The following is an 11,463-nucleotide window of genomic DNA, read 5'->3' as shown; positions in this document are numbered from 1 at the left end:
TGCTCCCCCTCTTGGGCTCGAACCAAGGACCCTCTGATTAACAGTCAGATGCTCTAACCAACTGAGCTAAGGAGGAAGTTGTTGCTCTTTTTAGCGAGTGCAAATATAGTTGAATTTTTAATTCCCCAAAAATATTTTAACTCTTTTTAAAAAATATTTTTTTTACTTGACAATTGCTTTGTAAATATCGTTCCCGTTAGCGAACAAAAGCAGCGATATAAGTATAACGAAACCAACAATTTGGGCGTTTTCAAGGAATTTATCACTCGGTTTTTTACCGCTGATTATTTCGTATAATAAAAACATCACATGACCTCCGTCAAGGGCAGGAATTGGCAATAAATTCATTACTCCCAGCATAATTGATAATAAAGCGGTAATTGACCAGAACGTTTCCCAACTCCAAGATTCAGGAAAAATGTTGAAAATTGCGGCAAAACCACCAACTTGTTTATATGCTTTGGTCTCTGGATTAAAAATCATTTTCAGTTGTTTTCCATAATCAACCAATTTGTTTTTACCTTTTACCAGACCAACCGGAATAGACTCAGCAAAACTATATTCTTTGGTGCTAATTTTATAATAACCTAATCTCTCTAATGACTTAATGTCTAAACCTCCTGAAACAACACCTAAAGTTCCTTTAGCAGAAACCTTAACCGCAATTGGTGTTTGTTTTAAATCACGTAAAACAACCGCAGGAATTGTTTTTCCTTTATTTGCATTCAAAATTATTTTAACCTGATCGTAATATCTTGCCTCTTGGCCATTTAATGTGATAAGCAAATCTTTTGGTTTAAGCGAAGTATTTTGTGAATCATCTTCAATGCTTCCAATAACAAAAGGCATTCTTGGACTAATCAATAAACCTTTTTCATGTTTTGACAGGTTATCAATAAAATCTGTAGGTATTTTGACCGTTTGCTGCTGTCCGTTTCTTTCGATCAAAATCTCTTTCGCCATGACTACCTTCAGATTGGTGTCATCGTCAAAATTCTCAATTTTCTGACCGTCTATCGAAATTATTTTATCTCCTGTTTTAATTCCTACCTTTTCAATCGCCGGATTGGTTACCCAAATACCATCTTTCAAATCGGCATTTGCTACATAAGTATCCCCATAAACAAAAGCCATTCCTATATATATAATAAAAGCCAATATAAAGTTTACCGTAACACCACCTAACATGATAATTAAACGTTGCCAGGCTGGTTTCGAACGAAATTCCCAAGGCTGCGGAGGAAGAGCCATTTGCTCTTTGTCCATACTTTCGTCGATCATTCCGGAGATTTTTACATAACCTCCAAGCGGCAGCCAGCCAATTCCGTATTCAGTTTCACCAATTTTCTTTTTTAACAGTGAATATTTAACATCAAAAAACAAGTAAAATTTTTCGACTCTGGTTTTAAATAATTTAGCAGGAATAAAATGTCCTAATTCGTGAAGAATAATAAGTAAAGATAAACTCAATAGAAATTGAGAGAGTTTGATAACTATATCCATTTTGTATTTTTAGTTCTTAATTTAACGCACAAAAGTAACGTTTCTATTTTAATTTGATAGCGCAATATAATACATAAGGTTTTAAATGTTTGTTAATTAATAAACATTTGGATTTCTACTTTTACGAAGATGCTGTAACTTTACTTTTTTAAGGCTATCGTTTCTAATTGGTAGCTCATAACCATTAAAAGTTACAAATATGGCTTCAATATTATTTTCTCCAATTACCATAAAAAAAATCACTTTAAAAAACAGAATCGTTATTTCACCTATGTGCCAGTATTCTTCAGTCGACGGATTTGCAAACGACTGGCATCTAGTTCATTTAGGGACTCGTGCCAGCGGAGGTGCGGCATTGATCATTCAGGAAGCTACAGCGGTTTCTCCTGAAGGTCGAATTTCTCCTGCCGATTTAGGAATCTGGAAAGACGAACACATTGAAAAATTAAAAACCATTAACGAATTTATTGTCTCTCAAAATTCGGTTCCGGGAATTCAACTCGCTCATGCCGGACGAAAAGCCAGTGTCTCTGAGCCCTGGTTAGGCAATAAAAAGTTAGATGTATCAAATATTGGCTGGACTACCGTTGCTCCGAGCTCCGTTCCTTACCATGAAAATGAGCCCTACCCTCCTGTGGCTTTAGACAAAAATGGAATTCAAAAAGTAATTTCAGATTTTAAGGCTGCCACCAAAAGAGCTGTTGAAGCCGGATATCAGGTTGTCGAAATTCATGCGGCACACGGTTATTTATTACATCAGTTTTTGTCACCATTAACGAATTTAAGAGCCGATGAATATGGCGGGAGTTTCGAAAACCGAATCCGTTTTACTTTGGAAATTCTCGAAGCAGTTCAATCAGAATGGCCTTCGGATTTGCCTTTGTTTGTCCGAATTTCGGCAACCGACTGGGCAAAAGGCGGATGGAATCCCGAAGAGTCGGTTAAACTTTCGGCAATCTTAAAAGAAAAAGGAGCAGACTTAATTGATGTTTCGTCAGGCGGATTGGTTTCGCATCAAAAAATTGAAATTGGACCGGGCTATCAGGTTTCTTTCGCAGAAAAAGTTAAAAAAGAAGCCACTATTTTAACCGGAGCTGTTGGTTTAATTACAGAAGCCGAACAAGCCGAAGAAATTCTAAATAACAATCAGGCCGATTTAATTTTGTTTGCCAGAGAATCACTTAGAAATCCTAACTTACCTTTGGATTTCGCCAATGAACTAAACGATGATATTGAATGGCCTAAACAATACGAACGAGCCAAAACACGATAACTATTTTTTTAACACACATAATCATTGATTTTCTTTTTTGGAAAAGGCGTTACTCTTTCATAAAGACACAGCGCTATGTCTAAAAAACGTATTTTTTGAAATTACTTTTTTTTATAAATAAATCATTCTATGTTTCATGTGTTGAAATTAGAAACATAGTTTTAAAAAATTAAACCTATTACAAAATGCAAAAAATAAAAACAGCACTATTATCATACGGAATGTCGGGAAAAGTTTTTCATGCTCCTTTTTTAGACCTTCATACCGGTTTTGAATTATTAGGATCTTGGGAAAGGACCAAAAAACTCATTCAGGAAGATTATCCAACTGTAAAAAGTTATCCATCAATTGATGCATTATTATCAGATGATGTTGATTTAGTAATTGTAAATACACCGGTTGGCACACATTACGAATATGCAAAAAAAGTACTATTGGCAGGAAAACACGCAGTGGTAGAAAAAGCTTTTACCACAACCGTTGCCGAAGCTGAAGAATTAGCCTCAATAGCCAAAGAAAAAGGATTAAAATTGGCCGTTTTCCAAAACAGAAGATGGGACAGCGATTTTAAAACCATTCAAAAAGTAATTAAAGATGGTCTCTTGGGAGATTTGGTCGAAGCCGAATTTCATTTTGACAGATACAATCCAATTTTAAGTCCAAAAGCGCATAAGGAAACCGTGAATGATGGCGCCGGAATTTTAAAAGATTTAGGACCCCATTTAATTGATCAGGCCATTTGTTTGTTTGGCTCACCAAAGTCAGTTTTTGGCGACATTCGTTATACCAGAGAAAACTCTTTGGTAGATGACTGGATTGATTTAGTTTTGATTTATGAAGATTTCAGAGTTCGTTTGAAAGCCAGTTTTTTTGTCAGAGAAGCAAATCCTGCTTATACCATTCACGGAAAAAAAGGCTCTTTCTTAAAGACTCGCGGTGATGTTCAGGAAGACGAATTGAAAATTGGTAAAAAACCAAATCTTGAGTCCTGGGGAACAGAATTAGACGGTTTTGAAGGGCTTTTGCATACAGAAATTGACGGGAAAATAGTTCGTGAAAAAATCAAAACACTTCAGGGCAATTATTTTGAATATTTTAATGGTGTTTACGAGGCTATTGCAAACAACAAACCAGAACCCGTAACTGCACAGGACGGTATAAAAGTAATGCAGATTATCGAAGCAGCGATTGCGAGCAATTTGCAAAAAAAGATAATTGATTTGTAACAAAAATCTTTCTGACATGGAAAACAAAAAACAATTGGTACCGGAAGAACGTGAAGACCTGCTTAAAACTTTAAAAACCCGTTTTGAGAAAAACAGCAACCGTCATGAAGGACTCGTTTGGGATAAAGTGCAGGAAAAACTTGAAGCAAACATCGAAAAATTATGGTCACTCAACGAAATGGAGAAAACCGGCGGTGAACCAGATGTTGTTGCTTATGATAAAAAGACAGACGAATTCATTTTTTATGATTGTTCGACAGAAAGCCCAAAAGGACGCAGAAGCATTTGTTTTGATCGTGAAGCGCAGGATTCGAGAAAAGAATTTAAACCTGAAAATAATGCTATTGATATGGCAGCAAACATGAGCATTGAACTTTTAACAGAAGATCAATACCGGGAGTTACAACAGCTTGGAAAATTTGATGAAAAAACATCCAGCTGGATAAAAACCCCTTCAGAAATTAGAAATTTAGGAGGCGCTCTTTTTGCTGATTTTCGCTATAATACCGTATTCGTATATCACAATGGTGCACAATCTTATTATGCTGCCAGAGGTTTTAGAGGAGCTTTAAGGGTATAAAATTCACAATTTATAAACAATAACGTTGTAAATTTAGCAGTAACTGGTGCTATATTGGACTACAAAACAGGAATTTAATACCTTTGTATATACAAATTTAAATACCTTTTTGTGATAGATTTCAATCCATTAACCCTTTTCCAAACCAAAGGAAAAATCAAAAAAGTCTATAGGGAAGCCAAACTTTCTTATTTAAACAGAATTCGTTTTGCTGTTGGAACATTTTATTTTGGAATGGGTTTATGTTTTGCCACCTGGGCAAGCAGGATTCCGGACATCAAAACATCGTTACATTTAAGCGAAGGAGAATTAGGCTCCGTGCTTTTTGCTTTGCCCGTAGGACAATTAATCGTTATGCCTTTTTCGGGCAAAATGGTAACCAAATTTGGAAGTCACCACATTTTAGTTTTTTCTTTAATAATGTATGTTTTCAGCCTCACAAATTTAGGTTTGGCGGCAAGTGCTTTACAGCTTTCTTTAGGTTTGTTCACTTTTGGTATCTTCGGAAATTTAGCCAACATCGCTGTGAATACCCAAGGTGTTTATACCGAAACTCTTTTCAGAAAAAACATCATGTCTTCTTTTCATGGCATGTGGAGTTTTGCCGGATTTACTGGTGCATTAGTAGGTCTTGGCATGCTTGCTCTTCATTTAACACCTTACCATCATTTTATAATTGTAGGAGTGCTTGTTTTAGTACTGGTTGCTTTTAATTTTAAATTTTTAATTAAAGCAAAAGAAAAAATTAAACCACAAAAAGAAAGTAAAAAATTATTTACCAAACCTGATACCGCCTTATTATGGCTTGGCGTTATTGGATTTTGCAGTATGGCAAGCGAAGGAGTTATGTTTGACTGGAGCGGAATTTATTTTAAAGAAATCGTTAAAGCTCCTGGGGCATTGGTGATTTTAGGTTACACCTCATTTATGATTATGATGTCTGGCGGAAGATTTATCGGAGATGCAATGAATAATAAATTTGGCCGTGAACTTGTTATGCAGATTAGTGGCTGGATGATTTCTATTGGTCTTTTTACCGCTGTTATTTTTCCTTATATTATACCTTGTACAGTTGCTTTTATGCTTGTTGGTTTGGGGGTTTCAACTATTGTTCCTACCGTTTATAGTGTTGCCGGAAAAAACACAACTGTTTCTGCTGGGGAAGCACTTACTATTGTTTCAAGCATCAGTTTTCTTGGCTTTCTTATTGGGCCTCCCGTAATTGGACATATTGCACAAACTTTTGGACTTCAGTTTTCTTTTGCCTTTATCGGAATATTTGGTGTTTTAATCGCTTTTATGGTTTCTAAAATTAAAGTATCAGAATAAAAACTATTCTGTTTCAACTCATCCTCAAGGTGTTATTTAAAATTTTATTTTTAAGTATTTTTTTAACAAGTAAAAAGAAGTAAAAACATTTTTTTACAGTATCTTTGTAATACAATTCATACCTATTTTAACAATATTTTTTTGTTTGAGAAATTTCTAATACCACATTCTACCTCATTTTTCAAACTTTTTTCCAAAATCCAATTTGATTTTTTAGCTGAAATTTTTTTTTCAAAATTTCAGCTAAAAGTATTACACCCTTTTCTACTAAAAGAAAAGGGTTTTTTTTAACAAATTCGTTTTCATGCATAAAAAATCATTTATTCTTATACTTCTTTTGACTTTCAAAATTGCGTCTGCCCAAAGAGAAACTGTTTTTTCAGGACAGATTATTGACACTAAAACTCAAAATCCTTTAGAGAATACAATTGTGAGTATTCAAAATTCAACTTTAATGCAACTCACAAAAAAAGATGGAACTTTCGAATTAGTTTCTAACATCAATGGAGAACAATTACTTTTAATCCACAGTCAGGGTTATAAAGATTTACTGCTAAAAGTTAATTCTAATGTTGGACAAACAGTAAATCTGGGAATCTTATTATTAGATGAAGACCAAACAGTAAATCTGCAAAACACTACTATTTCGCTTTTAGAAAGTGATTTGGAAGAAGATAACAGTTCTTCAGAAACCACCTCCGGACTTTTACAATCTTCAAAAGATGCCTTTTTGCAGGCAGCCGCTTTCAATTGGGGCCAGGCAAGATTTAGTGTTCGTGGATTAGACAGCGAAAATGCAACCATGATGCTGAATGGCGTAAAAATGAATAGAATTTATGACGGCAGACCACAATGGAATAATTGGGGAGGATTAAACGATGTACTTCGAAATCAGGAATTTTCAATTGGTGCTGCTCCTTCTGATTATACTTTTGGAAGCATTTTAGGAACCCAGCAAATTTTCACACAAGCGTCAGCCTATAGAAAAGGAACCAGAATATCTCTTTCAGGAACAAATACAAATTATAACTGGAGAACAATGCTTACCTATGCTTCAGGAATGAAAACTTCTGGTTGGGCTTATGTTTTTTCTATTGGAAAACGCTGGGCTGATGAAGGCTATTTTGAAGGAACAAATTATGATGCAAACTCTTTTTTTATAAGTGTTGAAAAAAAATTAAGCACGAAACATTCCATAAACTTTACAGGTTTTTACACCCCAAACTCGCGCGGAAAAAATTCTCCAAATACAAATGAAGTAACCGAATTAAAAGCGGAGAAATACAACTCTTATTGGGGATATCAAAATGGAGAAAAGCGAAATGCGAGAATAAAAACCGTCGAAGAACCTTTGTTAATGCTCAATCATTATTTTAAAATAAATGACCGCGCCAATCTTACCTCAGCAGTTATGTACCAATTTGGAAAAGTAGGCAACAGCAATTTTGATTATCAAAATACAGATAGTCCTGACCCAACTTATTACAGGAAATTACCTAGCTATTTCAGTTCACTTTATGCCGCCGACAACGGAGAATTTTCAGGAGAATTTACCCCGGATTACGAAAATGCCGAAAAAAGCAAAACATTATTTTTAGGAAATTCCCAAATCAATTGGGAAGCCATCTACAAAGCCAATCAAAGACCAACATTTAATGCTGAAGGACTTATTACAGGATATGAACCCGAAAAAAGTCATTATGTTATTTATGAAGACAGGACTGACGATAAAACTTTAGCTTTTAATTCAAACCTCAACACCCAGCTTACAGAAAATATATTTTTTAGCGGAGGAATACTTTTTAAAAACTTAAAATCAAATAATTTTCAAAATCTTCTGGATTTATTGGGTGGCATTTATTTTGAAGACATTGATTCATTTTATAAGGGAGATCAATCTCAATCTGATTTAAAAAATCCCAATAGACAAGTAAAAGTCGGCGATACCTACGGTTATAATTTTAACTATTATGCAACAACAACTGATGCCTTTACACAATTTAAATTTACTTATAGAAAAATCGATTTTTACTTGGGGAATTCTTTTTCAACTTCAAAATACCAAAGAGAAGGTTTGTATCAAAACGGAATTTATCCAAATACTTCTTTAGGTAAAAGCGAAAAAGTAAATTTTGAAAATTTTGGTTTTAAAGGAGGACTGACTTATAAAATTTCAGGAAAGCAATGGTTTTTTTTCAGCGGAATGCACCTTAACAAAGCGCCTTCACTCCGAAATACTTTTTCTAATTCCAGATTAAACAATTCCATTGTAAACGGAATCGAAAATGAAAACATAAACACTGCAGATGTAAATTATGTTTACCACTCACCAAAACTAAAAATGCGAATTACCGGTTATTACGCAATCATAAAAAACACGACTAAAACATCTTTTTTTTATGCCGAAGGTATCTTTGATAACGGTGCCGGTTACGATAATACAGATGCCTTTGTCAGTCAGACCCTAACCAATTTAGACAAGAAAAATATTGGTGCCGAGGTAAGTTTCGAATATCCGATTTCATCTACTTTTAAAAGCAATGTATCTGTCGCTTATGGAAACTACAAATATAACAGCAATCCAAATGTTATGATTACCAATGATGCAAATGCAGCTATTGCCAATGCTAAAACAACTTTTGATTTTGGAAAATCATTTCTTAAAAATTACAAACAATCCGGAATGCCACAACAGGCTTTTTCATGTGGAATGGAATATCGTGATCCTAAATTCTGGTGGATTTCTGCTAATATAAATTACATTACAAACAGTTACGTTGATGTTTCTCCCATTACAAGAACGTCTAGATTTTATACTAATCCAACCAGCGGTTTCAATTTTCCAGAAGCATCAGAGGAACGAGCAAAAGTGTTATTAAAGCAAGAAAAACTAAGCCCTGTTTCGCTATTAAATATGACAGGCGGAAAATCATGGCGCATTTATAACAAAACAATTGGGCTTTTTGCCAGCATCAATAATGTTCTTGATTTTAAGTATAAAACAGGCGGTTTCGAACAGGCAAGAAATTCAAACTTCAGAGAGTTAAACCAGGATGTTTCCAGCGGAACTCCTTCTTTTGGTTCCAAATATTTCTATGGATATGGAAGAACCTATTTCGTAAACATGAATGTTAATTTATAAAACAATTTCTAATGAAAAAAAACTATAAAAGTCTCTTTGCTCTACTGTTCTTATTACTTTTTTGTAATTGTAATGAAGATATTGCCATTCCAAAATTAGAATGCACACAACCTGATTTAACTACAAACAGAACTGTTGAAGATGTTCTAAAAACGGCAACCATTACTGCAACAAAATACGTTTATGATGATATTATTGAAGCGTACGTAGTTTCAAGTGATGAAAATGGAAACTTTTTCAAGACTATCTATCTTCAGACTTTGGCAACAAAAAACAAACCCGCTATTGGATTCAGCATTTCTGTAGATGCAACCAATACCTATGTAGATTATCGTGTGGGAAATAAGGTTTACATCAAACTAAAAGATCAGTTTACTGATTTATATTATGGCGGAATGCGAATTGGAAGCCTATATGAAGGTACTTCGGGAGCAGCTTCGGTAGGAAGGATTTCTCAAAATGAATATAAAAATGTTTTAAATGCTTCGTGCACCATGGTTGATGAAAACGAATTAGTCAGTCAAATTACCATTGAAGAAGCTTTGGATGAAAGCAGACTAAATACTTTAATTGAATTATCTGATGTACAATTTACCGAAGCTTCCTTTGGACGTCATTATTTTGAAGAAGCCAACAATGTTGGAGGTGCTACGAATTGGAATTTAAGGGATAAAACCGGGAATCAAATCATTTTCAGAACCAGCAGTTTTGCTGATTTTTCAACCCATTTAGTTCCTGAAGGAAGTGGAAAAGTACGCGGGATTTTAACCAAATATGCTTCCGATTATCAGTTAATGATCCGTTCCGAAAAGGATGTTGTGATGGGTGGAAAAAGCAACATCCCTTTTTTTACCGAAGATTTTCAAACGGTAACAAACAATGTTAATTTTGCACTGCCAGGATGGAGCAATATCGTAGAGAAAGCCTCCAAATTATGGAGAACGATGGTTACTGCAGGAAACGGTTATGCTGAGTTTAACACAACGAGCACAACAGCAGCCGAAAATATTGCCTGGCTCGTTTCTCCGAAAATTAACTTAACGGACTATAAAAATACGGTATTTTCTTTTAGAAGTGCACAACATGATTTAAAAGTCGAATCGACTTTGAATGCATTAGAAGTTTATGTTTCAACTAATTTTGACGGATCAAATATAGCCAAAGCAAAATGGATAAAATTAAATGCTATTGTACCATCGCTTTCTACGCCTACACGTAAATTTATAAGTTCTGGAGGGATCGATTTATCTGCTTATTCTGGAAACATTAATATTGCTTTTAAATACATAGGATCAGGAAAAGATAAGACACTTAATGGAGCATTTATGGTCGATGACGTAAAAATGTTTGGTGAGAAATAACAACAAAAAAGACAAATCATAAATAGTTGGTTTACAGATCAGAACACTTTTAAAAATTTAATTATTATGTTTTTTGCTCTTTAAATTGTTAAAATTTGACATATTTTTGTATTTTGGCATTCCCAAATCAATACAAATCTTATGAAAAAAATCTACTTGTTTGCCATTATTGCAATAATTTCTACCAGTTTATTGTACAGTCAGGACAGCCCGGTTCGATTAAAACAAATTAACATTGTAAAAACAAATTACCAAAATTCTAAAGATGGTGAAATTGTAAACAAAACCGTTTTATTTAAAGATGGAAAAATCGAAAGCATCACCACTTCAGATGTCATTCAGAAATTTTTTTATAATAAAAATGGATTACTCGATATGACTGTTAAGGATAAAATTGGAAGTGATTGGAAAGAAGTTGTCAATTATACCTATGACGCAGATAACAATATTACAAAATTTGTAAGTAAGTATCATGAAGGTAGCGATTACATAACCAAAACTGTGACTTTTAATTACGATGGCGCCAGAATTAAAGCGATAACAAAGAAAAGCACAAACCACCAGAATGTACTAGAAGATATCGAATATGTCGTTGAAAACGGAATTATTGTAAGACGTACTTCACGTGACCGAAACAAAGCCATTATAGGTAAAATTGAATACGTTTATGTAAATGATAATGTATCCAGGCACAAAGGCTTAGTTGGAGATAAGATCTCTAAAACGTATACTTTTGATGATAAAAAATCTGTAGATCAATTGATTGTTCAAAACCTTTTTGGAGATAACTATAAAGTAATTGTGCCCATGATTTCCTACCATGAGGATGAATTTAGCTTTGAAGCGATCTCCTATAATAACGAAATGAATTTTAGTCCTTCGTCTTCTTCTTTGGTTGCCGTAAGCAGAAAATACAAATACAACAAATTAAATTTCCCGATATCCTGTTCTCAAATTGAAGAAAATGGAATTGTAAAAACGGAAAAAACATTTATCTACGAATAAAAACTGTATTTTCAGTTTTCTTAAACCATTTAGAAATCAAAATT

8 protein-coding genes and 1 tRNA gene are annotated in these 11,463 nt (G+C 34.1%); 7 read left to right on the top strand and 2 right to left on the bottom strand.

What is annotated here, in order from left to right:
- Window positions 1-2: 2 nt before the first annotated feature.
- Window positions 3-76 (bottom strand) — tRNA-Asn (locus tag ACEN2I_RS14720).
- Between the two features lie 86 nt (window positions 77-162).
- The gene (gene rseP, locus ACEN2I_RS14715; RefSeq protein ID WP_441766854.1) at window positions 163-1,503 is read right to left on the bottom strand and encodes an RIP metalloprotease RseP; all 1,341 of its coding nucleotides are present in this window, start codon (window positions 1,501-1,503) and stop codon (window positions 163-165) included.
- 199 nt (window positions 1,504-1,702) lie between these two features.
- On the opposite strand from rseP, the gene ACEN2I_RS14710 reads away from it, so the two are divergent.
- The 7 genes from ACEN2I_RS14710 (at window position 1,703) to ACEN2I_RS14680 (ending at window position 11,419) form a co-directional block, all read left to right on the top strand.
- Window positions 1,703-2,776 carry an NADH:flavin oxidoreductase/NADH oxidase gene (locus ACEN2I_RS14710; RefSeq protein WP_441766853.1) on the top strand — a complete coding sequence of 358 codons (1,074 nt, stop codon included), beginning with the start codon at window positions 1,703-1,705 and terminating at the stop codon, window positions 2,774-2,776.
- Between the two features lie 185 nt (window positions 2,777-2,961).
- Window positions 2,962-4,002, top strand: a complete 1,041-nt coding sequence (locus ACEN2I_RS14705) for a Gfo/Idh/MocA family protein (RefSeq protein WP_441766852.1) — start codon at window positions 2,962-2,964, stop codon at window positions 4,000-4,002.
- A gap of 16 nt (window positions 4,003-4,018) precedes the next feature.
- Window positions 4,019-4,582, top strand: a complete 564-nt coding sequence (locus ACEN2I_RS14700; RefSeq protein ID WP_441766851.1) for a DUF4256 domain-containing protein — start codon at window positions 4,019-4,021, stop codon at window positions 4,580-4,582.
- Between the two features lie 111 nt (window positions 4,583-4,693).
- On the top strand, window positions 4,694-5,911 hold the full coding sequence (locus ACEN2I_RS14695) for an MFS transporter (RefSeq protein WP_441766850.1): 1,218 nt from the start codon (window positions 4,694-4,696) through the stop codon (window positions 5,909-5,911).
- A 304-nt stretch (window positions 5,912-6,215) separates the two neighbouring features.
- The gene (locus tag ACEN2I_RS14690; RefSeq protein ID WP_441766849.1) at window positions 6,216-9,053 is read left to right on the top strand and encodes a carboxypeptidase-like regulatory domain-containing protein; all 2,838 of its coding nucleotides are present in this window, start codon (window positions 6,216-6,218) and stop codon (window positions 9,051-9,053) included.
- Between the two features lie 11 nt (window positions 9,054-9,064).
- The gene (locus tag ACEN2I_RS14685) at window positions 9,065-10,414 is read left to right on the top strand and encodes a DUF5689 domain-containing protein (protein WP_441766848.1); all 1,350 of its coding nucleotides are present in this window, start codon (window positions 9,065-9,067) and stop codon (window positions 10,412-10,414) included.
- Window positions 10,415-10,555: 141 nt separating this feature from the next.
- Window positions 10,556-11,419, top strand: coding sequence for a hypothetical protein (locus ACEN2I_RS14680; protein ID WP_441766847.1), 864 nt, complete (start codon window positions 10,556-10,558; stop codon window positions 11,417-11,419).
- Window positions 11,420-11,463 lie beyond the last annotated feature (44 nt).

Source organism: Flavobacterium sp. W22_SRS_FK3 (assembly GCF_052113665.1).
In the GTDB taxonomy this organism is placed as follows: Bacteria; Bacteroidota; Bacteroidia; order Flavobacteriales; family Flavobacteriaceae; genus Flavobacterium.
This window is presented reverse-complemented; position numbering and strand designations above follow the sequence as displayed.

Excerpts from the sequence above, each read along its gene's own strand:
- rseP (WP_441766854.1), bottom strand. The coding sequence starts at position 1,503 with ATGGATATAGTTATCAAACTCTCTCAATTTCTATTGAGTTTATCTTTA.
- ACEN2I_RS14710 (WP_441766853.1), top strand. The coding sequence starts at position 1,703 with ATGGCTTCAATATTATTTTCTCCAATTACCATAAAAAAAATCACTTTA.
- ACEN2I_RS14705 (WP_441766852.1), top strand. The coding sequence starts at position 2,962 with ATGCAAAAAATAAAAACAGCACTATTATCATACGGAATGTCGGGAAAA.
- ACEN2I_RS14700 (WP_441766851.1), top strand. The coding sequence starts at position 4,019 with ATGGAAAACAAAAAACAATTGGTACCGGAAGAACGTGAAGACCTGCTT.
- ACEN2I_RS14690 (WP_441766849.1), top strand. The coding sequence starts at position 6,216 with ATGCATAAAAAATCATTTATTCTTATACTTCTTTTGACTTTCAAAATT.
- ACEN2I_RS14685 (WP_441766848.1), top strand. The coding sequence starts at position 9,065 with ATGAAAAAAAACTATAAAAGTCTCTTTGCTCTACTGTTCTTATTACTT.
- ACEN2I_RS14680 (WP_441766847.1), top strand. The coding sequence starts at position 10,556 with ATGAAAAAAATCTACTTGTTTGCCATTATTGCAATAATTTCTACCAGT.